This window comes from Erwinia persicina, assembly GCF_014838825.1.
Classification (GTDB): Bacteria; Pseudomonadota; Gammaproteobacteria; order Enterobacterales; family Enterobacteriaceae; genus Erwinia; species Erwinia persicina_A.
In genome coordinates, this window is sequence record NZ_JACYMO010000001.1 from 505,069 (window position 1) to 530,073 (window position 25,005).

At 54.5% G+C, this 25,005-nt stretch carries 22 protein-coding genes, 1 pseudogene and 1 other annotated feature; of the genes and pseudogenes, 13 read left to right on the top strand and 10 right to left on the bottom strand.

The genetic code is table 11. From position 1 onward, the window contains the following. Nucleotides 1-114: 114 nt before the first annotated feature. Nucleotides 115-213, top strand: a sequence feature (Trp leader region). A gap of 23 nt (nucleotides 214-236) precedes the next feature. From IFU29_RS02320 to IFU29_RS02350, 6 genes and pseudogenes are all read left to right on the top strand, one after another. Further along, nucleotides 237-1,799, top strand: a complete 1,563-nt coding sequence (locus tag IFU29_RS02320; protein ID WP_191932491.1) for an anthranilate synthase component 1 — start codon at nucleotides 237-239, stop codon at nucleotides 1,797-1,799. Continuing rightward, nucleotides 1,799-3,390 (top strand): annotated as a pseudogene (gene trpD / locus IFU29_RS22445) (bifunctional anthranilate synthase glutamate amidotransferase component TrpG/anthranilate phosphoribosyltransferase TrpD). The gene IFU29_RS02320 and the pseudogene trpD overlap by 1 nt, the downstream one beginning before the upstream one ends. A 2-nt stretch (nucleotides 3,391-3,392) precedes the next feature. Further along, nucleotides 3,393-4,754 carry a bifunctional indole-3-glycerol-phosphate synthase TrpC/phosphoribosylanthranilate isomerase TrpF gene (trpCF, locus tag IFU29_RS02335; RefSeq protein ID WP_191932494.1) on the top strand — a complete coding sequence of 454 codons (1,362 nt, stop codon included), beginning with the start codon at nucleotides 3,393-3,395 and terminating at the stop codon, nucleotides 4,752-4,754. 14 nt (nucleotides 4,755-4,768) lie between these two features. Next, the gene (trpB, locus tag IFU29_RS02340; RefSeq protein ID WP_191932495.1) at nucleotides 4,769-5,959 is read left to right on the top strand and encodes a tryptophan synthase subunit beta; all 1,191 of its coding nucleotides are present in this window, start codon (nucleotides 4,769-4,771) and stop codon (nucleotides 5,957-5,959) included. Next, complete coding sequence (trpA, locus tag IFU29_RS02345; protein ID WP_191932496.1) at nucleotides 5,959-6,765, top strand: tryptophan synthase subunit alpha; 807 nt, start codon at nucleotides 5,959-5,961, stop codon at nucleotides 6,763-6,765. The genes trpB and trpA overlap by 1 nt, the downstream gene beginning before the upstream one ends. Nucleotides 6,766-6,915: 150 nt before the next feature. Beyond that, on the top strand, nucleotides 6,916-7,230 hold the full coding sequence (locus tag IFU29_RS02350) for a BON domain-containing protein (protein ID WP_191932497.1): 315 nt from the start codon (nucleotides 6,916-6,918) through the stop codon (nucleotides 7,228-7,230). 61 nt (nucleotides 7,231-7,291) lie between these two features. Here IFU29_RS02350 and ompW read toward each other — a convergent pair whose 3' ends face one another. Continuing rightward, nucleotides 7,292-7,927 carry an outer membrane protein OmpW gene (gene ompW, locus IFU29_RS02355; RefSeq protein WP_191932498.1) on the bottom strand — a complete coding sequence of 212 codons (636 nt, stop codon included), beginning with the start codon at nucleotides 7,925-7,927 and terminating at the stop codon, nucleotides 7,292-7,294. A gap of 374 nt (nucleotides 7,928-8,301) precedes the next feature. Here ompW and IFU29_RS02360 point away from each other — a divergent pair, with 374 nt between their 5' ends. From IFU29_RS02360 to yciA, 3 genes are all read left to right on the top strand, one after another. Further along, a complete protein-coding gene (locus IFU29_RS02360) occupies nucleotides 8,302-9,039 on the top strand; it encodes a YciC family protein (RefSeq protein ID WP_191932499.1) in 738 nt (245 codons plus the stop codon). A 74-nt stretch (nucleotides 9,040-9,113) separates the two neighbouring features. Further along, the gene (locus IFU29_RS02365; RefSeq protein ID WP_191932500.1) at nucleotides 9,114-9,650 is read left to right on the top strand and encodes a septation protein A; all 537 of its coding nucleotides are present in this window, start codon (nucleotides 9,114-9,116) and stop codon (nucleotides 9,648-9,650) included. A gap of 72 nt (nucleotides 9,651-9,722) precedes the next feature. Beyond that, nucleotides 9,723-10,148: an acyl-CoA thioester hydrolase YciA gene (gene yciA, locus IFU29_RS02370; RefSeq protein ID WP_191932501.1), complete on the top strand. Its 426-nt coding sequence runs from the start codon at nucleotides 9,723-9,725 to the stop codon at nucleotides 10,146-10,148. A 93-nt stretch (nucleotides 10,149-10,241) separates the two neighbouring features. Here yciA and tonB read toward each other — a convergent pair whose 3' ends face one another. Beyond that, nucleotides 10,242-10,967: a TonB system transport protein TonB gene (gene tonB / locus IFU29_RS02375; RefSeq protein WP_194710577.1), complete on the bottom strand. Its 726-nt coding sequence runs from the start codon at nucleotides 10,965-10,967 to the stop codon at nucleotides 10,242-10,244. Between the two features lie 202 nt (nucleotides 10,968-11,169). On the opposite strand from tonB, the gene IFU29_RS02380 reads away from it, so the two are divergent. Continuing rightward, nucleotides 11,170-11,466 (top strand): YciI family protein, encoded by a 297-nt coding sequence (locus IFU29_RS02380; RefSeq protein ID WP_062743128.1) that lies wholly within the window; start codon nucleotides 11,170-11,172, stop codon nucleotides 11,464-11,466. 43 nt (nucleotides 11,467-11,509) lie between these two features. On the opposite strand, the gene IFU29_RS02385 is transcribed toward IFU29_RS02380, so the two are convergent. After that, nucleotides 11,510-11,683 (bottom strand): YciY family protein, encoded by a 174-nt coding sequence (locus IFU29_RS02385; RefSeq protein WP_137269397.1) that lies wholly within the window; start codon nucleotides 11,681-11,683, stop codon nucleotides 11,510-11,512. 171 nt (nucleotides 11,684-11,854) lie between these two features. Here IFU29_RS02385 and cls point away from each other — a divergent pair, with 171 nt between their 5' ends. Together cls and IFU29_RS02395 are read left to right on the top strand one after the other, a co-directional pair. Further along, on the top strand, nucleotides 11,855-13,315 hold the full coding sequence (cls, locus tag IFU29_RS02390) for a cardiolipin synthase (protein ID WP_191932502.1): 1,461 nt from the start codon (nucleotides 11,855-11,857) through the stop codon (nucleotides 13,313-13,315). A gap of 47 nt (nucleotides 13,316-13,362) precedes the next feature. After that, nucleotides 13,363-13,686, top strand: coding sequence for an HI1450 family dsDNA-mimic protein (locus IFU29_RS02395; protein ID WP_191932503.1), 324 nt, complete (start codon nucleotides 13,363-13,365; stop codon nucleotides 13,684-13,686). A gap of 37 nt (nucleotides 13,687-13,723) precedes the next feature. Here IFU29_RS02395 and IFU29_RS02400 read toward each other — a convergent pair whose 3' ends face one another. The 7 genes from IFU29_RS02400 to IFU29_RS02430 all read right to left on the bottom strand — a co-directional run bounded on the left by IFU29_RS02400 (nucleotide 13,724) and on the right by IFU29_RS02430 (nucleotide 21,760). Next, nucleotides 13,724-14,569: an ion transporter gene (locus tag IFU29_RS02400; RefSeq protein ID WP_191932504.1), complete on the bottom strand. Its 846-nt coding sequence runs from the start codon at nucleotides 14,567-14,569 to the stop codon at nucleotides 13,724-13,726. Nucleotides 14,570-14,709: 140 nt separating this feature from the next. After that, complete coding sequence (oppF, locus tag IFU29_RS02405) at nucleotides 14,710-15,711, bottom strand: murein tripeptide/oligopeptide ABC transporter ATP binding protein OppF (RefSeq protein WP_191932505.1); 1,002 nt, start codon at nucleotides 15,709-15,711, stop codon at nucleotides 14,710-14,712. After that, the gene (locus IFU29_RS02410; RefSeq protein WP_191932506.1) at nucleotides 15,708-16,724 is read right to left on the bottom strand and encodes an ABC transporter ATP-binding protein; all 1,017 of its coding nucleotides are present in this window, start codon (nucleotides 16,722-16,724) and stop codon (nucleotides 15,708-15,710) included. Before IFU29_RS02410 ends, oppF begins: the two co-directional genes overlap by 4 nt. Nucleotides 16,725-16,735: 11 nt before the next feature. Next, nucleotides 16,736-17,644 carry an oligopeptide ABC transporter permease OppC gene (oppC, locus tag IFU29_RS02415; protein WP_191932507.1) on the bottom strand — a complete coding sequence of 303 codons (909 nt, stop codon included), beginning with the start codon at nucleotides 17,642-17,644 and terminating at the stop codon, nucleotides 16,736-16,738. 14 nt (nucleotides 17,645-17,658) lie between these two features. Then, nucleotides 17,659-18,579 (bottom strand): oligopeptide ABC transporter permease OppB, encoded by a 921-nt coding sequence (gene oppB / locus IFU29_RS02420; RefSeq protein WP_191932508.1) that lies wholly within the window; start codon nucleotides 18,577-18,579, stop codon nucleotides 17,659-17,661. 83 nt (nucleotides 18,580-18,662) lie between these two features. Next, nucleotides 18,663-20,300, bottom strand: coding sequence for an oligopeptide ABC transporter substrate-binding protein OppA (oppA, locus tag IFU29_RS02425; protein WP_191932509.1), 1,638 nt, complete (start codon nucleotides 20,298-20,300; stop codon nucleotides 18,663-18,665). Nucleotides 20,301-21,112: 812 nt separating this feature from the next. After that, nucleotides 21,113-21,760, bottom strand: a complete 648-nt coding sequence (locus tag IFU29_RS02430) for a YchE family NAAT transporter (protein ID WP_062743120.1) — start codon at nucleotides 21,758-21,760, stop codon at nucleotides 21,113-21,115. 479 nt (nucleotides 21,761-22,239) lie between these two features. Here IFU29_RS02430 and adhE point away from each other — a divergent pair, with 479 nt between their 5' ends. After that, nucleotides 22,240-24,930, top strand: coding sequence for a bifunctional acetaldehyde-CoA/alcohol dehydrogenase (gene adhE, locus IFU29_RS02435; protein ID WP_191932510.1), 2,691 nt, complete (start codon nucleotides 22,240-22,242; stop codon nucleotides 24,928-24,930). Nucleotides 24,931-25,005: the final 75 nt, after the last annotated feature.

A 25,005-nucleotide genomic window follows, 5' to 3' on the forward strand; every position in this document is an offset into this window, starting at 1 on the left:
GTCATTTGATCCTGAGGGAAAAAGAGTATTGACTTTTTCTCCATGAACCAGTTAACTAGTACGCAAGTTCACAAGCAAGGTATCTGTATCATGACATATTCATTCTCTCTGATGACTGGTTGGTGGCGTCCTTTCCCCTGAACGGGCGAGATGGTCATGCACACTTAAGACAGAGTGCAGATACTCAGGCCCGCATGACGCGGGCTTTTTTTTGAGCAAAAAACAGAGAACATCACATGCAAAATGCCAGACCTGGAGTGAAGTTGATTACCGGCAACGCACCTTATCGTGAAGATCCGGCGGCGGTTTTTCATCAGCTCTGCGCCGCACGTTCTGAAACGCTGCTACTGGAGTCCGCTGACGTTGACAGTAAGCGTAACCTGAAGAGCCTGCTGATTGTCGACAGCGCTCTGCGCATCAGCGCACTGGATAACCGCGTTCAGGTGCAGGCACTGTCAGAAAATGGTCGCGCCCTGCTGCCGCTGCTGGATGCCGCGCTGCCCTCTGTGGTGAACAATATCGTGCGACCAGATGGCCGTGAGCTGGTATTCCCGGTTAATCATGAATTCCTTGATGAAGATGCTAACCTGCGCGCGCTGTCGGTATTTGATGCACTGCGCCTTATTCCCCAACTGGTCAGTGCCCCCGGCGAAGAGCGTGAAGCCGTTCTGCTCGGCGGCCTGTTTGCCTATGATCTGGTGGCCGGGTTTGAGGTCCTGCCCGCACTGAAAAACGAGCAGCGCTGCCCGGATTACTGTTTCTATCTGGCCGAGACGCTGCTGGTCATCGACCACCAGACGCAGAGCGCCCGACTGCAGGCCAGCCTGTTCACGTCTGCCTCCTCTGAATTTTTACGCCTGCAAAGTCGTATCGAACAGCTGCGCGGTCAGATGTTGCAGCCAGCCACCGCGCTGCCGGTGCAGACCGTTGAGAAAATGAGTCTGAGCGTCAGCCAGAGTGATGAGGATTACTGCCAGGTGGTGCGCCAGATGCAGGAGGCGATTCGCATTGGTGAGATCTTCCAGGTAGTACCGTCGCGTCGTTTTTCCCTGCCCTGCCCGTCGCCGCTGGCGGCTTATGACACGCTGAAAAACAGCAATCCCAGCCCTTATATGTTCTTTATGCAGGATCGCGATTTCAGCCTGTTTGGTGCCTCGCCTGAAAGTTCCTTGAAATATGACGCCATCAGCAATCAGATTGAAATCTATCCTATTGCCGGGACACGTCCGCGCGGTCGTCATGCGGACGGCACGCTGGATCGCGACCTGGACAGCCGTATTGAGCTGGAGATGCGTACCGACCATAAAGAGATGGCCGAGCACCTGATGCTGGTCGACCTCGCCCGCAACGACCTGGCGCGCATCTGCCAGCCCGGCACGCGCTATGTCGCCGACCTGACCAAAGTCGATCGTTACACCTTTGTTATGCATCTGGTTTCCCGCGTAGTCGGTCAGCTGCGTGCCGATATTGACGTCCTGCACGCCTACCGTGCCTGTATGAATATGGGCACCCTGAGCGGCGCCCCGAAGGTGCGCGCCATGCAGCTGATTGCAAAAGCTGAAGGGACCCGTCGCGGCAGCTACGGCGGTGCCGTCGGTTACTTCACCGCCAGCGGCGACCTTGATACCTGCATTGTTATCCGTTCCGCATACGTTGAAGATGGCGTGGCGACGGTTCAGGCCGGAGCCGGTGTGGTTCTGGATTCTAATCCGCAGGCGGAGGCGGATGAAAGCCGCAATAAGGCCCGTGCGGTTCTGCGCGCGATTGCCACTGCGCACCACAGCAAGGAGATGTTCTGATGGCCGATATTCTGCTGCTCGATAACTTCGACTCATTTACCTATAACCTCGTCGACCAGTTACGTACCTTTGGCCACAACGTGGTGATTTACCGTAATAACGTTCCGGTGGAGCAGCTGACGGCGCGCCTGCAGCAGATGGAGAACCCGGTGTTGATGCTCTCCCCTGGCCCGGGTGCGCCCTCCGAAGCAGGGTGTATGCCTGAGCTGCTGCAAACGTTACGCGGCCAGCTACCAATTATCGGTATCTGCCTGGGTCATCAGGCGATTGTCGAAGCCTATGGCGGGCATGTCGGCCAGGCGGGCGAGATCCTCCACGGTAAAGCGTCGGCTATCGTGCATGATGACCAGGGCATGTTTGCCGGGTTAAGTAACCCACTGCCGGTGGCGCGTTACCACTCCCTGGTCGGCAGCAACATCCCTGCCGGTCTGACGGTGAACGCGACGTATAACGGAATGGTCATGGCGGTCCGTGACGACGCACGCCGCGTCTGCGGCTTCCAGTTCCACCCGGAATCCATTCTGACCAGTCAGGGCGCACGCCTGCTGGAACAAACCCTTGCCTGGGCGCTGGCGTAATCATGGAGATAGCGATGAACACTATTCTGGAAAAATTATACCAGGCCGAGATCCTGACGCAGGCAGAGAGCCACCAGCTATTTTCCGCCATTATTACCGGTCAGCTGGAGCCAACCCAGCTGGCGGCGGCCCTGATTGCCATGAAAGTGCGCGGTGAGCAGCCCCAGGAGATTGCCGGGGCGGCGACCGCCCTGCTGGAAGATGCCAAACCCTTCCCGCGTCCTGATTATCCGTTCGCTGACATCGTTGGTACCGGCGGGGATGGCAGTAACAGCATTAATATCTCCACTGCCAGTGCCTTTGTGGCCGCGGCCTGTGGCCTGAAGGTGGCAAAGCATGGCAACCGCAGCGTATCCAGCAAGTCGGGGTCGTCCGATCTGCTGGCTGCCTTCGGCATCAGCCTGGATTTACCGGCGGAACAGGCCCGCCAGGCGCTGGATGAGCTTAACGTCTGCTTCCTGTTCGCCCCGCAGTACCACAGCGGCTTTCGCCATGCGATGCCGGTACGCAAGGCGCTGAAGACCCGAACCCTATTTAACGTGCTCGGGCCACTAATTAATCCCGCGCGCCCGCCGCTGGCGGTGATTGGCGTATACAGTCCGGAGCTGGTGCTACCGATCGCCCAGACGCTGAAAGTACTGGGCTATCAGCGCGCGGCCGTGGTTCACGGCGGCGGCATGGATGAAGTGGCGTTGCACAGTGCCACACACGTGGCAGAACTGCGTGACGGTGAGATCACCAGCTACCAGCTCACCGCCGAAGATTTTGGCCTGAGCTACCATCCCCAGGAAGCGCTGGCCGGGGGTTCGCCGGAAGAAAATCGTGACATTCTGACCCGTTTACTCCAGGGTAATGGCGAGCTGGCACACGAAGAAGCCGTGGCGGCAAACGTCGCCCTGTTGCTGAAAATTTTTGGTCACGAAGACTTACGGCACAATGCCCGGCAGGCGCTGAAAACCATTCGCAGCGGCAAAGCCTATGAGCATGTGGCCGCACTGGCAGCAAGAGGATAATCATGCAGGAAACCGTACTCACTAAAATCGTCCAGGATAAAGCGCTGTGGCTGACAGACCGCCAGCAGCAGCAGCCGCTGGCCACCTTCCAGAATGACGTTACCCCCTCAACGCGTAGCTTCTATGATGCGCTGCGCGGCGCACGTACCGTCTTTATTCTGGAGTGTAAGAAAGCCTCCCCGTCTAAGGGCCTGATCCGCGAGGACTTCGACCCGGCGGTGATAGCCGGGGTATATAAACATTATGCTTCCGCCATTTCCGTACTGACGGATGAGAAATATTTCCAGGGAAGCTTCGATTTTCTGCCTGTTGTCAGCGATATCGTCACTCAGCCGGTACTGTGCAAAGATTTTATTATCGATCCCTATCAGATCTATCTGGCACGCTACTATCAGGCCGACGCTATTCTGCTGATGCTGTCGGTGCTGAACGATGAACAGTACCGCCAGCTGGCCGCCGTTGCCCACAGCCTGAATATGGGCGTGCTGACTGAGGTGATCAGCGATGAAGAGCTGGAGCGCGCCACCGCGCTGGGGGCCAAAGTAGTTGGGATTAACAACCGCGATCTGCGCGATCTCTCTATCGACCTCGACCGCACCCGTCGCCTGGCCCCGAAAGTCGCCCACGGTGTGACAGTGATCAGTGAATCCGGGATTAACAGCTACGCCCAGGTTCGGGAACTGAGCCACTTCGCCAATGGCTTCCTGATTGGTTCAGCCCTGATGTCCGAAGATGACCTCGCTGCCGCAGTGCGTCGGGTCATTACGGGTGATAATAAGGTCTGCGGTCTGACCCGTGCCGAAGACGCGCGAAGCGCGCACGAGGCCGGGGCGCTGTATGGCGGTCTGATCTTCGCAGAAGGCTCTCCGCGCCAGATCAGTATCGAGCAGGCGCAGCAGATTATCCCGGCGGCCGCCCTGAAATATGTCGGTGTCTTCCGCAATAATAAAATGAGTGACATTGTCACTTTAACCCGACAGCTCTCTCTCTCCGCCGTACAGCTGCACGGTGATGAAGACCGCGATTTCGTCGCCGCGTTGCGACGCCAGCTGCCGGAAACCGTGCAGATCTGGAAAGCGTTCAGCATCGACGGCAGCCTGCCCGCCCGCGACTGGGAAGGCGTTGATCGCTACGTGTTCGATCACGGTCAGGGCGGCAGCGGTCAGGCCTTTGACTGGTCTCTCCTGCAGGGTGAAACGCTGGATAACGTGCTGCTGGCAGGGGGACTCAGCGCGGATAACTGCGTACAGGCCGCACAGCTCGGCTGCGCAGGTCTTGACTTCAACTCCGGCGTGGAAAGCGCCCCCGGAGTGAAGGATGCCGGTAAAATTGCTTCAGTGTTTCAGACGCTGAAAGCCTACTGATAAAGAGAAATAACATGACCCGATTAAATCCGTATTTTGGTGAGTTTGGCGGCATGTATGTGCCGCAAATCCTGATGCCCGCGCTTCTTCAACTCGAAGAGGCTTTTATCAGCGCACAGAGTGACCCGGCATTCCAGGCGGAATTTACCGACCTGCTGAAAAACTATGCGGGTCGTCCGACGGCCCTGACGCTGTGTAAAAATCTGACGGCAGGCACAAAAACCCGTCTGTATCTTAAGCGTGAAGATCTGCTTCACGGCGGTGCACACAAAACCAACCAGGTGCTGGGCCAGGCTTTGCTGGCAAAACGCATGGGTAAAAATGAAATTATTGCCGAGACGGGTGCCGGTCAGCACGGCGTGGCTTCCGCCCTCGCCAGCGCCCTGCTGGGCCTGAAGTGTCGCATTTATATGGGGGCCAAGGATATTGAGCGCCAGTCGCCCAACGTATTCCGTATGAAACTGATGGGCGCAGAGGTCATCCCGGTACACAGCGGATCTGCCACGCTCAAAGATGCCTGCAATGAGGCCCTGCGCGACTGGTCTGGCAGCTATGACACTGCCCACTATATGCTGGGCACCGCTGCCGGCCCGCACCCGTTCCCGACTATTGTGCGTGAGTTCCAGCGAATGATCGGCGAAGAGACAAAAGCACAGATTCTGGAAAAAGAAGGTCGCCTGCCAGATGCGCTGATTGCCTGCGTAGGCGGGGGCTCCAACGCCATTGGTATGTTTGCCGACTTTATTGATGAAAGCAGCGTTGGTCTGATCGGCGTTGAACCGGCCGGGCACGGAATTGACAGCGGGGAGCACGGTGCACCGCTAAAACACGGACGCGTGGGCATCTATTTCGGTATGAAGTCCCCGATGATGCAAACCGCCGACGGCCAGATTGAAGAGTCCTATTCGATTTCTGCCGGGCTGGACTTCCCGTCCGTGGGGCCGCAGCACGCCCATCTTAACAGCATCGGACGCGCCGATTACGTCTCCATTACCGACGATGAAGCGATGGACGCGTTTAAGATCCTGTGCCGCAGCGAAGGGATTATTCCCGCCCTGGAGTCGTCCCACGCGCTGGCCCATGCGCTGAAAATGATGCGCGAAAACCCGGAGAAAGAGCAACTTCTGGTCGTTAACCTCTCCGGCCGTGGCGATAAAGACATTTTCACTGTGCATGACATTTTGACTGCGAAGGGAGAGATCTGATGGAACGTTATGACCGCTGTTTTAAACGTCTTGCAGAACGTCAGGAAGGCGCGTTTGTGCCTTTCGTCACCCTGGGCGATCCGGGGCCGGAGCTTTCATTAAAGATTATCGATGCGCTGGTCGCCGGCGGCGCGGATGCGCTGGAAGTAGGCATACCGTTTTCCGATCCGCTGGCGGATGGCCCGACGATTCAGAATGCTAACCTGCGTGCCTTTGCGGCAGGCGTGACGCCGTCACAGTGCTTTGAGATGCTGGCCACGGTTCGTCAGAAGTACCCTGATCTGCCGATTGGTCTGCTGATGTACGCCAACCTGGTGTTTTCTAATGGCATCGATGAATTTTATGCCCGCTGTCAGCAGGCGGGCGTAGATTCGGTACTGATTGCCGATGTTCCCGTTGAGGAGTCCGCCCCCTTCCGCCAGTCGGCCATGCGTCATAACGTCGCGCCGATCTTTATCTGCCCGCCAAATGCCAGTGACGATCTGCTGCGCGAAATCGCCTCGCACGGCCGGGGGTACACCTACCTGCTGTCACGCGCCGGGGTCACGGGTTCAGAAACCCGCGCGAATCTGCCGCTGAAGCATCTGGTGGATAAACTGCGCGAGTATCACGCTGCGCCTGCGCTGCAGGGCTTTGGTATCTCTGAAGCCTCACAGGTCAGGGAAGCGATTGATTCCGGCGCTGCAGGTGCGATCTCAGGGTCGGCGATTGTCAAAATCATTGAGCGCAATGTGTCACATCCCGATGTGATGCTGAAAGAACTGACCGACTTTGCCGCCCGCCTGAAAGCCGCCACGCGCCGTTAATCCAGATGAATGCCTTATCGCGCGATAAGGCATTATTTTCTTTCCGTTTCTCACACTTCTCATTTGCTTTCTTTCCTTCTCTGAACAACTATTACTGTGAACCGCAATTATGCTGGTTACGGCCTTTTGATGATGACAGGGAGAGATGCAATGAAATTGTTTAAAGTCTTATCAGGTGTTGTTATTGCTGCGGTGGTTGCACTGTCCGTCAGCGCCTGTGCGCCAACGCCAACCAAAGAAGGCACCGGTGGATATATTGATGACACCGTGGTGACGACCAAGGTCAAAGCGGAGCTGCTGGGTGATAAATCGCTGAAGTCGACGGAAATTAACGTTGAGACCTTTAAAGGCCGCGTACAGCTGAGTGGGTTTGTCAGTTCACCGCAGGCGGCTAACCGTGCCGTACAGGTGACGCGCGGGGTGCCTGGCGTGAAATCCGTCGTGAACAATATGCAAATTAAGTAATATCACGTACCAAATAAGAAAGGCGCGAATATCGCGCCTTTCTTGTTTCTGTGGGAGGGGCCTAGAAACGGTACCCTGCACCAAAGAAGAAGACGAACGGGTTGATGTGGGTTTCAATACTCTGACGACCCGCCGCCGCAGAATCGAAGCGCACTTTTGTGTTGATATCCATGTACCACAGAGAGGCGTTCAGCATCCAGTCCGGCGTTAACTGATAATCCAGACCCAACTGCCCCGCCACGCCCCAGCTATTTTTTACACTCAGGTTGCTCAGGCCGGCATCACGCCCGGTCTGATTGAAGTCGGTGTTATAGAACATGGTGTAGTTAACACCAATCCCGGCGTAGGGCTGCCATTTACTGGTGTTCCCCATAAAGTACCACTGCGCCATCAGGGTTGGCGGCAGCTGGTGCACGGTAGCCAGCGTGCCGGTAGCCCGCAGACCAACATGGTGCCTGAACGGCGTTGCGCCCAGCAGTTCCACACCAATATTGTCGGTTGCCATATAGGTAAACGTGAGGCCAAGCTGGGTATTGTTATCAACATTAAACTCCCCCAGCCCCATGACGTTATCCGATCCTCCGGTCGGGCGGACGGTAGCCGACCCGGCACGCATAAAGAAATCGCCCGCTTCATGCGCGGAGGCGACAACCGGTAGTAGGGTGACAACGGCCAGTGCCAGTGCTTTCAGTTTCATAGACCACTCCTTTTCTTCAAATTATCGTCAGCATGTGACCTGCTTCGAGGCCTTGGTGCATAATCACGAGACATATTTACGCTGATTTACGCTAAAAATCATTCAAATCAATCCCAATAAAGTTGATATAAAACAGTGGGTTGATTTAGATCAATTTTATCCAGCCAGGCGTAGCTGGATTCTTATTGATCGGCAGAGGTAAATCGATTTGACGGCCCCCGGCGTGGCGTGGCAAAAAGTGAGGTGAAACACTGAAGGCCAAAAAAGAGCCTAATCCCTTCTTAAATCGAAAGTTATGTCAATCTGGGTGCCAGCACCCCATCTGAGCATGTACAATCGCCGGATCGCCAACACCGATCTTTCAAGGAGAGTACATGTCTATCACGGCGGGTTCGCTATACCGTGACACGGGGAATTTCTTCCGCCATCAGCTGGTTACGATTGTGCTGATGGCTTTACTGACCTCATTTATCACTATGCTGATCGGTAAGGCCTTCTCGCCCGATGCCGACCAGATGCAGATCCTCGGCGATGGTGCGGCGGGTTCCGCCAGCAGCCTGATGGAGATGGTGCAGAACATGTCACCGGAGCAACAGGCCGTGCTGCTGCGGGCCTCTGCGGCAGGCACATTCGCTTCACTGGTCGGTAATGTCCTGTTGCTGGGGGGTATGCTATGCCTGATCCCGATGGTCTCTTCCGGCCAGCGTGTCAGCGCCCTGCGCGCCATCGGTGCTTCTGCACCCTACCTGCCGCGCCTGCTACTGCTGACGTTCCTGATGACGCTGGTGATCCAACTGGGCTTTATGGTGCTGGTTGTGCCGGGCGTACTGCTGGCGGTGACGCTGGCACTGTCGCCGATGATCATGACCACAGAAAAGGTGGGTGTCTTTGCCGCCATGCGGTCAAGCGTGCGCCTGGGATGGGGTCAGATGCGCCTGATTGCCCCGGCTGTTATCTTATGGATAGTCGCCAAACTGATCCTGCTGCTGCTGGCCTCATCCATGCTGCGCCTGCCGCCTGATGTGGCGTCAGTGGTGATTAATGGTCTGAGCAATCTGGTTTCAGCCATACTGATTATCTATTTGTCCCGTCTGTATATGCTGTTACGTTAATTAATCAGGAATGCCTCGACAGGGGCATTCTGCTGGTTAATGATATTTCGGTTTATTTTTCATCTGGAAGCGCTATGAAGCAGTTACTCGATTTTATCCCCCTCGTGGTGTTTTTTATTTTTTATAAGCTGTATGACATTTTTGTCGCCTCCGGGGCACTGATTGTCGCCTCCGCTCTGGCGCTGGTCGTCGGCTGGTTCCTGTATCGCAAGCTGGAGAAGATGTCGCTGATCACCTTCGCGCTGGTTGCGGTGTTCGGTACCCTGACCATTGCGCTGCACAACCCGGACTTTATCAAATGGAAGGTGAGCATTATTTACGGCCTGTTCACCCTTGCTCTGCTGTTCAGCCAGTTCTTTATGCAGCAGCCGCTGATTCAAAAAATGCTGGGTAAAGAGATCCAACTGCCTGAGTTTGCCTGGCGTCGTCTCAATATTGCCTGGGCGCTGTTCTTCCTTGCCTGCGGGCTGGCTAACATCTACGTGGCCTTCTGGCTTTCTCAGGATATCTGGATGAACTTTAAGGTGTTTGGCTTAAGCGCCTTAACCCTGGTCTTTACGCTGTTAAGCGGCGTGTATATTTATCGCCTGATGCCACAAGAAGAAAAATAACCCGCGCTACCCGGCAGAAGCCTGCCGGGTGCAAGCGGATTGACGCGGTCAGCAATGTCGGGGAATACCACCATGAGTGAAGAACAAAGAACACCGCAGGGTGAAATGGTGCTGCGCACCCTGGCCATGCCCGCCGACACCAACGCCAATGGCGATATTTTCGGTGGCTGGCTGATGTCGCAGATGGATATGGGCGGGGCGATACTGGCTAAAGAGATTGCTGAAGGTCGTGTAGTGACAGTGCGCGCCGACGGCATGACGTTCCTGAAGCCGGTTGCCGTGGGGGATGTTGTCACATGTCATGCCCGCTGTATCCGCACGGGTACCAGTTCAATTACCATTAATATCGAAGTGTGGATTAAAAAAGTGTCGTCTGAACCTATCGGGCAACGCTACTGCACGACCGAAGCGGTGTTTATCTACGTGGCTGTCGATCCGGAGGGGAAACCGCGTCCGCTGCCGGATGATAAAAGTCATTTCACCTTAGAAACAGACTGACGCCTTTTTTTTGTCGGCCTGACTCAGAGTCAGTGCCCGCATCCGTCCCGGGCGCTTACGCCAGTAAGGCCCGGAATATCCGCAAGGGCGGTGTTATTCGATGCTGCTGCCCCCGTTAATCTTAAAGACGATATTCATCGTCACATCCTTGCCCGGTTTCCCGGCTTCATAACGCCACTTGCGAGCGGCCTGCTTCACTTCACGCTCAAACATATTGCGCGGCTCTGCCGACAGAATACGCAGGTTCTCGACCTGGCCGGCACTGTTAACATCAAACTGGACGCGTACACGCCCCTCCACACGCAGTGCAAAGGCACGCGCCGGATAACCAGGCTTGCCGATCGTCAGCGCGCGCGGGCCAGTTGATACGGCCGTTGACGGGGTCTGCGAGGTTTTCGGTGCCGTAGAGGGCCGGGTCTGCTCTGTCGGCCGGGTCTCTGCCGGAGCTGCGGGACGTGGCTTCACTTCCTGCTTCGGTTTGACCACCTCTTTCTTCACCGGCTTAGGCCGGGGTTTAGGTTTTGGCTTAGGCTCCGGTTTAGGGATGGGGACGGGTTCCGGCTTCGGGGGCTCCGGCACAGGTTCCGGCTCAGGTTCCGGTTCTGGTTCGGGCTCAACCACCGGCGGTGCAGGCTGAGGTTCAGGCTGCACTTCGGGTGCCACCAGCGACACGCTGATAGGTTCAGACGCTTTAGGCATTTCGACCGCCTGATGAAAGGAGGCATACAGCAGCGCCCCGATCACCGATCCATGCAGTAAGACCGAAATCAGCAGGGGCAGAGGTGAGCGGCGAGGTAGATCGGTTATTAGCGTCGTCATAATCTTTCTGGTCAAAATGTGAGGGAGTGATTTTAAATGCAAATAGCAATCAATTTCAATAAGCTCTCACAAGGAATCGCTAATTTGCGCTATAAAGCGCGACAGCCTGACCTTTATCAAGCACAAATTATCTTTCGTTTGCACAAATGTTAACGATCACTTAACGTGATGCCGAATCTCATCCCCGACAGGAGTTCAGAAGGTGCTCTACGTAATTTACGCTGAAGATAATAGTGACTCACTGGAAAAACGCACCGCCGTGCGCCCTGCTCACCTTGCGCGCCTGCAGTTACTGCGTGATGAAGGTCGTCTGATTATCGCCGGCCCGATGCCTGCGGTGGACAGCAATGAACCCGGTGTGGCGGGCTTTAGCGGGTCAACAATCATTGCCGAGTTCCCGTCACTGGAATCAGCACAGTCCTGGGCGCAGGATGACCCTTATATCGCCGCAGGCGTTTATAAACACGTCGACATTAAACCCTTCAAACGGGCCTTTTAACGCATTCCGGCGGTTCGCTGAACCGCCGGACGTGCCTCTGGCATCAGTGATGCTGGGTGATAAACAGAATAGAACGGCGCTGCTGCTGGCTAACCATATGCCGGAAGGAGTGCATACGACCATAACGACGCGACTGCCCTTCTAACCAGCGCGCCCGGCGACGCTGAACCTGACGACTCATCCGCCAGCGTGCTACTTCATTTCTGCTTCGTCTCATCACACCCTCAGTCTTCACATCTGTGTACGTTAAAACTCGCGGCGCAGTATAAACCTTTCTTAATCCGTACCAGGTCCGATGTCTTTCAAACGATTATGGTTTAAAGGTTCCCAGCGTAGTCATCTGCACGTAAACTCCTAAGACTTACGCGTGAACAGGATTTTTCACTTAATGACCACTTTTTACACCCTGATGAGCTGGCTGCTGGTATTTGGTTACTGGCTTCTGATCGCCAGTGTGACCCTGCGCATCCTGATGAAACGTCGCGCGGTCCCTTCTGCCATGGCCTGGCTGCTGATTATCTATATTCTGCCGCTGGTGGGCATTATTGCCTACCTCTCTTTCGGTGAGTTGCACCTGGGGAAGCGCCGGGCAGAGCGGGCCCGTACCATGTGGCCTTCTACCGCACGCTGGCTGAGTGAACTGAAGTCCAGTCATCATATTTTTGCTGAGACCAACAGTGACGTTGCCCGTTCGCTGTTTCAGCTGTGTGAGAATCGTCAGGGGATAGCCGGAGTCAAAGGGAACCAGCTTCAACTGCTGACCAGTACCGACGATACCCTGCGTACCCTGGTACGCGATATTCAGCTGGCACGTCATAATATCGAAATGGTGTTCTATATCTGGCAGCCCGGTGGCCAGGCCGATGAGGTTGCGGAGGCGCTGATGGCCGCTGCACGTCGCGGCGTTCACTGCCGGCTGATGCTGGACTCCGCCGGCAGTGTCGACTTCTTCCGCAGCCCGTGGGCGGCGATGCTGCGTAACGCCGGGGTAGACGTGGTTGAAGCACTCAAGGTCAGCCTGCTGCGCGTCTTTCTCCGGCGGATGGATCTGCGTCAGCACCGCAAGGTGGTGCTTATCGACAACTACATCGCCTATACCGGCAGCATGAACCTGGTGGACCCCCGCTTCTTCAAACAGGATGCTGGCGTGGGTCAGTGGGTCGATCTGATGGCGCGCATGGAGGGCCCGGTGGCCACCACCATGGGCATCATTTACTCCTGCGACTGGGAAATTGAAACGGGTAAACGTATTCTGCCGCCACCGCCGGACGATAATATCATGCCCTTCGAGGCGGAAAGCGGACACACCATTCAGGTGATCGCTTCCGGCCCGGGCTTCCCGGAGGATATGATCCATCAGGCGCTGCTGACGGCGGTCTATTCAGCCCGTGAACAGCTGATCATGACCACTCCCTACTTTGTTCCCAGCGATGACCTGCTGCACGCCATCTGTACGGCAGCATACCGCGGCGTGGAAGTGATTATTATTGTGCCCCGGCACAACGATTCCGTCCTGGTCGGCTGGGCCAGCCGCGCCTTCTTTGGCGAACTGCTGGACGCTGGCGTGAAGATCTATCAGTTCGAGGGGGGCCTGCTGCATACCAAAAGTATCCTGGTGGATGGCCAGCTCAGCCTGGTGGGAACGGTCAATCTGGATATGCGCAGCCTGTGGCTGAACTTCGAGATCACGCTGGTCATTGATGATGACGGTTTCGGCAGCGATCTGGCGCGGGTGCAGGAGGATTACATTGCCCGTTCACGCCTGGTAGACGGTAAACGCTGGGCGCACCGTGCTTACTGGCAGCGTATCGTTGAACGACTGTTTTACTTCTTCAGTCCATTGCTGTAAAACGAGCGAAAATGCACAGCGCCTTCCGGGGCATGACAGGAAATATTATGGATTTAAATAACCGCCTTACCGAAGATGAAACCCTCGAACAGGCTTACGATATTTTTCTTGAGCTGGCGGTAGATAACCTCGACCCGGCCGACGTTATTCTGTTTAACCTGCAGTTTGAGGAGCGCGGCGGCGCGGAACTGTATGACCCGGCAGAAGACTGGGCGGAACACGTCGACTTCGACCTTAATCCTGACTTTTTTGCCGAAGTGGTGATTGGTCTGGGCGAAGAAGACGGTGAACCGATCACCGATGTTTTCGCCCGCGTACTTTTGTGCCGCGAAAAGGATCACAAACTTTGCCATATTCTGTGGAGAGAGTAAGCATTACTCCCCTCTGCGGGCCCGCCGGGTGCGGGCCTTATTCCTGTTTCTCTTCCAGCACACCCCCGCAGCTTTTGCAGTAATGGGCGTCAGCATCGTGTCCGGTTTGCCTGCAGGTGCTGCAGTGACGCCGGTGACGGTTGCGCTGCATCACCTCGGTCATATACGAGCTCATCACCCCGGTGGGGATAGCAATCAGTGAATACCCCAGCAGGATAAGCACTGAGGAGACCATCCGTCCCAGCGGCGTGTGCGGCGTGATATCACCATAGCCCACCGTAGTCATGGTGACGACCGCCCAGTAGACCGCTACCGGCAGGCTGGTAAAGCCGTGTTCCGGCCCTTCTATCACATACATCAGCCCGCCAAATATGCACAGCAGTATCATCACCCCGCCGAAGAACAGCAGCAGTTTTTTTCGCGCACTGACCAGACTCTCCCACAGCACGCTGGCCGACCCCATGTAGCGAAGTAGCTTCATCAGCCGAAGCAGGCGCAACACGCGCAGCAACCTTATCGCCATCATGTAACGTAGGGCGATATCCGGCCAGAGCCAGAAGATATACAACGGCAAAGTGGTGATCAGATCGACAATGCCAAAAAAACTGAATATATACCGCATGGGACGTTCCGTGGTCAGTATCCGCAGCACATATTCCAGACTGAAAAGCAGGGTAAAAGCATACTCAAGCAGGAGAAACACCGAGGCTTCTTTCAACTGCAGAGTTATTTTGTGTGGTTCCGCAGACTCAATAAACAGTGTAATCACACTGACCAGCGTCGTAATAACCCAGAAAATTTCAAACCGGCGACCCGCCGGGCTGCTCACATCAAACAAAAAAATATAGAGGCGCTGACGCCAGTTCCGTTCCTGTTTAGCCATCTGCATGCCCTCCGGCCATCCTTTGCGAATCTGTATTACTAGAAGGGGCCAGACAGAAGATCAAGCACTAAGCGGAGGAAGAAAAAAAACCCGCATTGAATGCTCAATGCGGGAAGATAACGAGAACAAAGAAAAAGCGATTAGAGCGGGTCGACTTTCAGACAGGAGACGGCATGACGGAAGCTGCCCTCCAGCAGAGGCCGGGTTTTGGCGCACTCGGGCCCGGCAATCGGGCAGCGGGTACGGAACACGCAGCCGGACGGCGGGTTAATCGGTGAAGGAAGTTCCCCTTCAAGCAGTTGAATCACTTTCTGCTTTTCCAGGTCAGGGTCAGGGATCGGCACCGCCGACATCAGCGCCCGGGTGTAAGGATGCTGCGGATTCTGATACACCTCTTTATAGGTGCCCAGCTCCACGGCATGCCCCAGATACATTACCAGCACACGGTCAGAGATATGTTTCACCACCGCCAGGTCATGGGCGATAAAGATCAGCGACAGGCCCATCTCGCGCTGTAACTTTTGTAACAGGTTGACCACCTGTGCCTGGATCGACACGTCCAGTGCTGACACGGGTTCATCGCAGATAATCAGCTTGGGTTCGAGGATCAGCGCCCGCGCAATACCGATACGCTGGCACTGACCGCCGGAAAACTCGTGAGGATAGCGGTTGATCAGGTTAGGCAACAGGCCCACCTTCATCATCATCTCCTTCACGCGGTCTTTTACTTCCTGACGCGGCATCTGCGGGTGATAAGTGCGCAACGGCTCTGCAATGATCTCACCGATATTCATACGCGGGTTCAGTGAGGCAAGCGGGTCCTGGAATATCATCTGGATGTCGCTGCGTGCGGCGCGCCACTCTTCGGCACTCTGTCCCAGCAGGTCACGCCCCAGCCAGGCCACCCGTCCTTCCGTGGCTTTCACCAGACCGATGATCGCTCGCGCCAGCGTCGACTTACCACAGCCAGACTCGCCCACCACACCCAGGGTTTCCCCTTCGTACAGGCGCAGGCTGACACCATCCACGGCTTTCAGGGTTTTCGACGGCTGCCAGAACCATTGACGCCCGTCTTTGATATCGAAATGCACTTTCAGGTCGGCAATTTCGAGTAAGACTTTCTTTTCTGCAACCTCTGTCATACCAGTTCCTCCACGGGCTTAAAGCAGGCTCGCAGGCGCCCTTCTCCGAACGCCTCCAGCGGGGGTGCAGTGGAACAGATGTCCATGGCGTGCGGGCAGCGCGGCTGGAAAGGACAGCCTTTGGGCAAGCGGGAGAGGTTCGGCGGATTGCCGGGAATGGTCATCAGCGTTTCACCTTCGTCTGCATCCAGGCGCGGCACCGCATTCAGCAGGCCGATGGAGTATGGATGTGAGGGATGGTAGAAGACATCACGCGCTTTACCATATTCCATGGTACGCCCGGCGTACATCACCATCACCTGATCGCAGATCCCGGCCACTACGCCCAGATCGTGGGTGATCATAATAATGGCGGTATTGAATTCGCGCTTCAGTTCATTCAGCAGCGTCATGATCTGCGCCTGTACGGTTACGTCCAGCGCCGTGGTCGGTTCGTCCGCGATCAACAGTTTCGGCCGGCAAAGCAGCGCCATGGCGATCATCACGCGCTGGCGCATCCCACCGGAGAACTCATGCGGAAACATTTTCATCCGCTTGCGGGCTTCCGGCATTTTTACCGCGTCCAGCATCCGCACTGACTCTTCAAATGCCTGCGCTCCACTCAGACCCTTGTGCAGCTGCAATACTTCCATCAGCTGCTCGCCCACGCGCATGTACGGGTTAAGCGAGGTCATCGGGTCCTGGAAGATCATCGCAATCTGTTCGGCACGCAGCCTGTTAAGCTGTTTTTCCGGCAGGTTAAGGATCTCACTGCCGTTAAAACGCGCCGAACCGCCAATGCGCCCATTGCTGGCCAACAGCCCCATCAGGGCAAAGGCCGTTTGTGATTTACCCGACCCTGACTCACCGACGATGCCAAGGGTTTCCCCGGCACTGAGGCTGAAGTTCAGATCATTTACGGCGGTTACATCGCCGTCAGGGGTGGAAAAGGTGACCCGAAGATCTTTCACTTCCAGCAGCCGTTCGCTTCCCCGGGTGTTTGCCATTACAGGCTGTTGTTCAATTACGCTCATCGGGAAACTCCTTAACGGTCTTTCGGGTCGAGGGCATCACGCAGGCCATCGCCGATAAAGTTGAAGCAGAACAGGGTGATCACGAGGAAACCTGCCGGATACAGCAGCAGCCAGGGTGAAACCTCCATCGAGTTAGCACCATCACTGAGCAGCGCTCCCCAGCTGCTCAGGGGTTCCTGCGTCCCCAAGCCGAGGAAGCTGAGGAAGGATTCAAACAGAATCATACTGGGCACCAGCAGTGAGGCATATACCACCACCACACCGAGCACGTTAGGCACGATATGGCGCAGGACGATATTAAAGGTTGAGACACCGCCAACCTCGGCGGCTTCGATAAACTCTTTACGTTTCAGGCTCAGGGTCTGACCGCGCACAATACGTGCCATGTCCAGCCAGGAGACCATGCCGATAGCCACGAAGATCAGCAGGATATTCTGACCAAAGAAGGTCACCAGCAGGATGACGAAGAACATAAACGGGAAGGAGTTGAGGATCTCCAGCAGACGCATCATCACCGAGTCAGTGCGCCCCCCCAAATAGCCTGCCAGCGTACCGTACAACGTACCTAACACCACGGCCACCAACGCGGCAGCAATGCCGACCATCAGGGAGATACGTCCCCCGATGGCCACGCGAACCAGCAGGTCGCGCCCGGAGGAGTCGGTTCCCATGTAGTGACCTGACGTCATATCCGGTGCCGCCGACATCATTGCCCAGTCGGTGTCGTCATAGGTAAAAGCAGACAGCATCGGGGCAAAGATCACAAACAGGGCCACCAGCAGCAGAACAAACAGGCTGGCCACCGCTGCGCGGTTATGGATAAAGCGTCGGCGCGCGTCCTGCCACAGGCTGCGACCTTCGATTTCTAGCTTTTCAGTGAAGTTATCCAGAGCTTCGCTGTTTTTCTTAGCAAACATCATTCCCGGCTCCAGGATCAGTAACGAATTTTCGGATCGATGACCGCATACAGCACGTCTACAATCGCATTAAAGAGGATGGTCAGCGCTCCGACCAGGATGGTCAGACTTAATACCAGCGAATAATCGCGGTTCAGCGCACCATTAACAAACAGCTGACCAATACCGGGCAGACCGTAGATGGTTTCAATAACCATTGAGCCGGTAATGATACCTACAAATGCTGGTCCGAGGTAGGACAGCACCGGCAGCAGCGCAGGCTTCAGCGCGTGACGCAGTATAATACGGCGCATCGGCAGCCCTTTGGCACGCGCGGTACGGATAAAGTTGGAGTGCAGCACTTCAATCATCGATCCCCGGGTAATACGCGCGATGCTGGCAATGTAAGCCAGCGACAGCGCCACCATTGGCAGGATCATAAATTTCAGTGCCCCACCGTTCCAGCCACCGCCAGGTAGCCACTTAAGGGTGATTGAGAACAGCAATACCAGCAGCGGTGCAACGACGAAACTGGGTATCACTATCCCGGTCATTGCCACCCCCATCACCGCATAGTCCCACTTGGTGTTTTGCTTCAGGGCGGCGATGACGCCAGCCCCCACGCCGAGCACCAGGGCGAAAAGAAACGCCGCCGCCCCCAGCTTCGCGGAAACAGGGAATGACCCGGCTACCAGATCGTTGACGGAATAATCTTTATATTTAAATGAAGGACCAAAATCTCCGTGCGCCAGCTGTTTCAGGTAGCTGAAATACTGGGTCAGGATCGGATCATTTAAATGATATTTGGCTTCAATATTGGCCATAACTTCTGGCGACAGCGTACGTTCACCGGTAAAGGGGCTACCCGGTGCCAGTCGCATCATAAAGAAGGAGATGGTGATCAGAATAAATAGCGTCGGGATCGCTTCAAGAAAACGACGAAATATAAATTTTAACATTGCCCTACCTGCCCGGCTGACTGCCACAACACTGCTTTGAAAAAGGCCTGTCGGGGAAGTATTACCCTCCCCGACGCCGGTCATTAATGTTTGATGATGTATAAGTTTTTATCGTAAACGTTATCCAGCGGATCTTTACCGGTATAACCGCCGACGTAAGGTTTCACCAGACGGGCATTTACGTAGTAATAGACCGGTACGATCACTGAATCCTTATCGAGGATTTTTTCAGCATCGGCATAACGGGTCGCGCGAGTCGCTTCATCCGGGGAGGACAGCGCCGCATCCATCGCTTTATCGAAGGCTTCGCTCTTATAGTGCGAGGTGTTGTTACTGCTGTTGGACTGCATGGTGCCCAGGAACGTGGTCGGTTCGTTGTAGTCGGCACACCAACCGGCACGGGCGACATCATAGTTCCCCTGGTGGCGGGTATCCAGGAAGGTTTTCCACTCCTGGTTTTCCAGCTTCACGTTCACACCCAGGTTTTTCTTCCAGATCGACGAGGCGGCAATGGCCAGCTTTTTATGCAGATCGGAGGTGTTATACAGCAGGCTAAACGTCAGCGGCTTGTCAGCAGTGTAGCCAGCTTCTGCCAGCAGTTTTTTTGCCTCTTCATTACGTTTTTCCTGAGTCCAGCCAAACCACTCTGGCGGGGTCAGTTTAATGCCTTCGGTGTATGGCGGGGTGTAGCTGTAAGCCGGTAGATCGCCCTGACCTTTCACCTTGGTGACGATGATGTCACGATCAATGCCGAGTTTCAGTGCGGCACGCACGCGCGGGTCGTTAAATGGCGGCTTCTGGTTATTAATTTCGTAGTAATAGGTACAGAGATAAGGATCAACGTGAACCTCACCTGGGATATCTTTTTTCAGTTTCTGGAACAGCTCGATAGGCATGTTGTTGTAGGTCATATCGCTGCCGCCGCTGCGATAGCGGTTGACGTCGGTGACTTCAGACGAGATCGGCAGGAAGGTCACTTTATCCAGTTTAGTGTCTTTGTTATCCCAGTAGTCGGTATTGCGCACCAGGACGATACGTTCGTTCACCACCCACTCGGACAGTTTAAAGGCACCGTTGCCGACCCAGTTGGCGGGCTGGGTCCATTTTTCACCAAATTTGTCGACCGCTGGTTTATACACCGGGGACATGGAGGGATGGATCAACAGCTTAAAGAAATACGGCACTGGCTCACTCAGGGTAACTTCCAGCGTATTCGCGTCGATGGCTTTCACGCCCAGCGTATCCGGGCTTTTTTTGCCGGCGATGATATCATCGATATTCTCAAGATGGCCGTATTGCAGATAGCTTGCGTAAGGTGACGCTGTTTTAGGATCGGACAGGCGCTGCCAGCTATAGACGAAGTCCTGGGCAGTGACGGGCTCACCGTTTGACCATTTGGCATCTTTGCGCAGGTGGAAGGTCCACACCTTACCGTCTTTATTCTCCCAGCTTTCCGCCACGCCAGGGATAGGATGCCCCTTGGTATCACTGATGACCAGGCCTTCCAGCAGGTCGCGGTTAACGTTAGATTCCGGCACACCTTCGATTTTGTGGGGATCCAGCGACTGCAGTTCAGCACCGTTCCCTTTCACCAGTTCCTGTTTGGCGGCCAGTTCGACGCCCGCAGGTACCTCAGCGGCCAGCGCCTGATGTGCTGTCATTGACCCCAGTGCGGCCATCACGCCAGCGGCGATCAGACTTTTCTTCGTGATGTTGATCATTTTTTACCTACTCCTGTTTTTATTAATACCGACGTGTGCCGGGCACCGTGGTTACCCCATTTTTAGGGAAAACTTCACCGGGCGGCGGAACGAGGCCGCCCGGTTTGTTTTTTTATACTCATAACTGCTGAGGACTGCCTGCTATCACCTTTCAGCGCCCGGCCGGGCCGCACGCTGTCGTGTCGGGTCAGATAAGGACTATCTGTGCTGACGGAGGATGACGACGCTCATCACCGGTCACGGCCCTTGTGGATTGCATTTCCAGTGCCACTTTTTATCAAGGCCACTAAAAAATTATCAGAAGGGACTGATTTCCGCTAAAGCTAAATAGCAAAAATGTTAACCATTTCTCTTTTATCATGATAAAAAGCAGGGGAAAAGTGTTATTTATTATTGAAAAATAACAGATAACCTAATGAAAAATAAACATAAAATGAGATTTTGACGATAAAAAGATCGAAAAAAAACAATTTTTCGGCTGAATTTTAAGCAAATATCGTCTGAAAACGAAGAATAGTCATAACAACACTAACATTTGTGACTAATGCAGCATATAAAACTATCATTACAGTCAGAATACACTACGTTGTAATGTTAAAAAAATCACACCCACTACAAACGAATGGATTTATTTTTGGTTTGCAGTAATTACATTAATAATTACTGCGGCAAGGTAAGAGAAATGAATTAACGCACCAAAATAGAACACGCAATGGGCAATTCGCACTTTAATAGTGCAGTGAAGCGTCGGGTGCCAAAAAAAAAGCGCATTAAATGCGCTTTAGCTGAGACAATGCAGAATATAAACCGGGTTAATGAGTTAGCCCTGGAAAGAGTGCTCTGATCCCTGTCACCACAAATTCTATCCCCAGCGCCATCAGTAATAAGCCCATAATACGAGTCACCACGTTAATCCCGGTTTGCCCCAGCACTCTGACCATCAGCGGTGCCGCACGGAATAACAACCAGCAGCAGAACGCAAACAGGGCAATCGCCACGGTAAAGCCCAACAGGTTTTGCCAGCTGTGATAGCGCGTACTCCATACGATGGTCGAGCTGATCGCACCGGGGCCGGCCATCAGCGGCAGCGCCAGCGGCACTACGCCGATACTTTCACGAATGGCACTCTCTGACTTTTCCTGCTTATTCTGCTTATCTTCGCCCAGCTTTCCGCTGATCATCGACATCGCGATAGTTACCACCAGAATACCGCCAGCAATGCGGAAAGAGTCAATGGAGATACCAAAAATATGCAGAATACCGTCACCCAGGAACAGCGCCGTCCACAGTATGATCGCCACCGACAGGTTGGCCGTCAGATTAGTTTTATTCCTTGCCGCCGGAACCTGATAACTGGTCATACTGATAAAAACCGGGATGATCCCGATGGGGTTGACCAGAGCAAACAGGCCTACGAAAAATTTGATATAGCCTGAGAGATCTAATAATGCAGGATTCACACTGCGCTCCTGTAGGGGGACGAATTCATGGCGGCTAATGTAATGGAAATCCCCGATGATGACTATCCCCCAACGTATGGAATATCACCCTATATTAAAGACTTAAATCCAGCCTTTTTCACTAAAAAACACATAAATACCAGCATAATAAAACAAGCTCATCGCAACGACACCGTCGGGAGGGAAATGAGCGCGTCAACCACCGATTTTTGTCCGGGCTGAAAGGTATCAGCTTACACAATTGATGATCTAAATCATCTTTTCACCCCAGGACAACCGCTATGCTCAGTGACATCAAAAGGAGTTGGTAAAGTACCTAAAGGGAGCCGTAGCCGGGCGCTATGGCAGACTCTTTTAGTAAACCTATTGGAATGTTTTTAGTCTTCTGACAAGTCCTTAGCGGGCAGTGACAGGCAGGGTGACTATAATTTCTAGTTCTGACTTGTTTACTAATAGAGTTTAACTTTCAGGAGTGCCTCATGGCCGTTACTAATATCACTGAACTAAATGCCCTTGTTGAACGTGTTAAACAAGCCCAGCGTGAATTCGCTAACTTCAGTCAGGAACAGGTAGACAAGATCTTCCGTGCCGCTGCCCTGGCCGCTGCCGATGCCCGTATTCCTCTGGCCAAAATGGCCGTCGCCGAATCCGGTATGGGTATCGTTGAAGACAAAGTGATCAAAAACCACTTCGCCTCTGAATATATTTATAACGCCTATAAAGACGAAAAAACCTGCGGCATCCTTGCCACAGACGATACCTTCGGCACAATCACTATCGCAGAACCTATTGGCATCATCTGCGGAATTGTGCCGACCACTAACCCCACCTCTACCGCTATCTTCAAGGCGCTGATCAGCCTGAAAACACGCAACGGGATTATCTTCTCGCCACATCCCCGCGCGAAAAATGCCACCAACAAAGCAGCCGATATCGTTCTGCAGGCTGCGATTGCCGCCGGTGCACCCAAAGATATCATTGGCTGGATCGATGTTCCTTCCGTTGAGCTGTCTAACCAGCTGATGCATCACCCGGATATTAACCTGATTCTGGCCACGGGCGGCCCGGGTATGGTGAAAGCCGCTTACAGCTCAGGTAAACCGGCGATTGGCGTGGGGGCGGGTAACACCCCGGTGGTGATTGATGAGACTGCGGATATTAAACGCGCTGTCGCTTCCATCCTGATGTCAAAAACCTTTGATAACGGCGTTATCTGCGCCTCTGAACAGTCTGTGATTGTGGTCGACAGCGCGTATGACGCCGTTCGTGAGCGCTTCGCCAGCCACGGCGGTTACATGCTGCAGGGCCAGGAGCTGAAAGCGGTTCAGGATATCATCCTGAAAAATGGTGCACTGAATGCTGCCATCGTAGGGCAGCCCGCAGTGAAAATTGCCGAAATGGCCGGCATTAGCGTACCGGGTAACACCAAAATCCTGATTGGCGAAGTGAAGTTGGTTGATGAGTCAGAACCCTTCGCCCATGAAAAACTTTCTCCGACCCTGGCCATGTACCGCGCGAAAGATTTCCATGACGCCGTCAGCAAGGCTGAAAAACTGGTGGCAATGGGCGGTATCGGCCACACCTCATGTCTGTACACTGACCAGGACAACCAGCGTGACCGCGTCAATCTGTTTGGCGACAAGATGAAGACCGCACGTATCCTGATCAATACCCCGGCTTCGCAGGGCGGCATCGGTGACCTGTATAACTTTAAACTCGCCCCTTCCCTGACGCTGGGCTGCGGCTCATGGGGCGGTAACTCGATTTCTGAGAACGTGGGTCCTAAACATCTGATCAACACGAAAACCGTGGCCAAGCGAGCAGAGAATATGTTGTGGCACAAACTTCCTAAGTCTATTTACTTCCGCCGTGGCTCACTGCCTATCGCGCTTGACGAGGTGGCAACAGATGGGGCCAAACGCGCCTTTATCGTGACTGACCGATTCCTGTTTAACAATGGCTACGCTGACCAAATCGTTAACGTGCTGAAAGCGCGTGGCGTAGAGACTGAAGTGTTCTTTGAAGTGGAAGCTGACCCGACGCTGAGTATCGTCCGCAAGGGTGCCGAGCAGATGCACTCCTTCAAGCCTGACGTGATTATCGCCCTTGGGGGGGGGTCACCGATGGATGCAGCGAAAATTATGTGGGTGATGTACGAACACCCTGAAACTCACTTCGAAGAGCTGGCGCTGCGCTTTATGGACATCCGTAAACGCATTTACAAGTTTCCGAAAATGGGCGTAAAAGCCAAAATGATTGCGGTGACCACGACCTCTGGCACCGGCTCAGAAGTTACCCCGTTTGCCGTGGTGACCGATGATGCGACCGGGCAGAAATATCCGCTGGCCGATTATGCCCTGACACCGGACATGGCCATTGTGGATGCCAACCTGGTGATGGACATGCCGAAATCCCTGTGCGCCTTCGGTGGACTGGATGCAGTGACTCACGCCCTGGAAGCCTATGTCTCCGTACTGGCGAATGAGTACTCAGACGGACAGGCTCTGCAGGCACTGAAACTGCTGCAGGAAAACCTGCCTGCCAGCTACAACGAAGGGGCAAAAAATCCGGTAGCACGTGAACGCGTGCACAACGCGGCCACCATCGCCGGTATCGCCTTTGCGAACGCCTTCCTTGGGGTGTGTCACTCTATGGCCCACAAACTGGGTTCAGAGTTCCATATTCCACACGGACTGGCTAACTCCCTGCTGATTTGTAACGTTATCCGCTACAACGCGAATGATAACCCTACCAAACAGACTGCCTTCAGCCAGTATGACCGCCCTCAGGCGCGTCGCCGCTACGCTGAAATTGCCGATCACCTGCGTCTCAGCGCACCTGGCGACCGTACCGCACAGAAAATTGAAAAACTGTTGGTCTGGCTGGACGGTATGAAAGCAGAACTGGGCATTCCTAAGTCTATCCGTGAAGCTGGCGTGCAGGAAGCGGACTTCCTGGCGAAAGTTGATAAACTGGCTGACGATGCCTTTGATGACCAGTGTACCGGCGCTAACCCTCGCTACCCGCTGATTGCAGAACTGAAGCAGATTATGCTGGACAGCTTCTACGGCCGTGATTTTGTCGAGCCTTTCGCTAATGTGGCAGAGGCGGTAACAGCGCCAGTGGCTGCCGCAGAAACGAAAAAAAGCGAACGCAAAGTAAAACGTTAAGCCACCCGTGACGCAAAAAACCCGCCATCTGGCGGGTTTTTTATTTCACTATCCGTAAGCCACGCTTACTGACCG